The sequence below is a fragment of the Carnobacterium sp. genome, assembly GCF_032094055.1.
Taxonomy (GTDB): domain Bacteria; phylum Bacillota; class Bacilli; order Lactobacillales; family Carnobacteriaceae; genus Carnobacterium_A.
Genome location: NZ_DAMDAK010000108.1, coordinates 2,109 through 3,086 on the forward strand (window position 1 = coordinate 2,109; position 978 = coordinate 3,086).

At 31.3% G+C, this 978-nt stretch carries 1 protein-coding gene; it reads right to left on the bottom strand.

The window, feature by feature from the left end; all coding sequences use genetic code 11:
* Positions 1 to 12 precede the first annotated feature (12 nt).
* Positions 13 to 642 carry a TetR family transcriptional regulator gene (locus tag RT405_RS12410; protein ID WP_313470098.1) on the bottom strand — a complete coding sequence of 210 codons (630 nt, stop codon included), beginning with the start codon at positions 640 to 642 and terminating at the stop codon, positions 13 to 15.
* Between the last annotated feature and the right edge of the window lie 336 nt (positions 643 to 978).

Here is a 978-nt window from a genome sequence, read left to right on the forward strand (position 1 = left end):
CTCCTAAATGGGCTAATTTTTTTCTAAACCATACTCAATCCAGTCCACTTTTTTATTAAATGCTGAAATGATTTCTTCCCTCGAGTGTTTCTTATAGAAGCCTTCTCCTATAGTCCCAAATAAAGTGGTCATCAAAAATTTAATCAACATAGAAAAATCTTCTGGGTCTGTTAATTTCAATTTTTCCATATCAATGTGTTTTTTTAGCGGATGATCAGATTTTCTTTCTGTTTCTAAATGTTTAGCCGTATCAGGTGTTACTTCTTTACCAGTACGGTAATCCATGTGTAAAAACATATGCTTAAAAAAATCAGAATGTTCTTCATCCATGATTAAAGTGAGTACAGCGGGAAAAAAAAGACGATATCCTTCGAATAAATTTCCCTTCGCTTTTTTAAAACTATCCAACAACATCTTTTGAGTATCTTGTTTAAGCAAACTCAGATAATAATAGTACAAGTCTTCTTTATCTGCAAAATATTGATAAAAGCTGCCGCGCGAAATTTCAGCTTTTTTTATAATATTATTGATTGATGCTTCATTTAAAGGAACGCGAGAAAATTCCTCTGCCGCTGCTGCTACCAACCGGCTTTGCTTTTCTTCCGATAAATTAAAATACGTTTTAGTTGGCACTTTTTTCATTCCTTTCATTTCCTGAAAATGACATGCCGTCATAATGACACTTTGTCATTATAGGGGAGACTAAAATAAAAATCAAGTTTTTTTTACTACTTTTTTGATGAATTCGTTTTCTATTTTTTTATTTCCGTATTGCATATTCTACTTATCTTTAGTAAGATTATAAAGATAAAATTAACTGTTCTTTTCATCACAAAAACAAAAGAAAGAAGGATATTCAAAATGACTAAATTATTACTTGTTAGAGCTCATCCCTTAACCGGTGATGTTTCACGTTCAATGAAAGTAACGGATGCTTTTATTGAATCGTATCAAAAAGCAAATCCCGACCATATTATA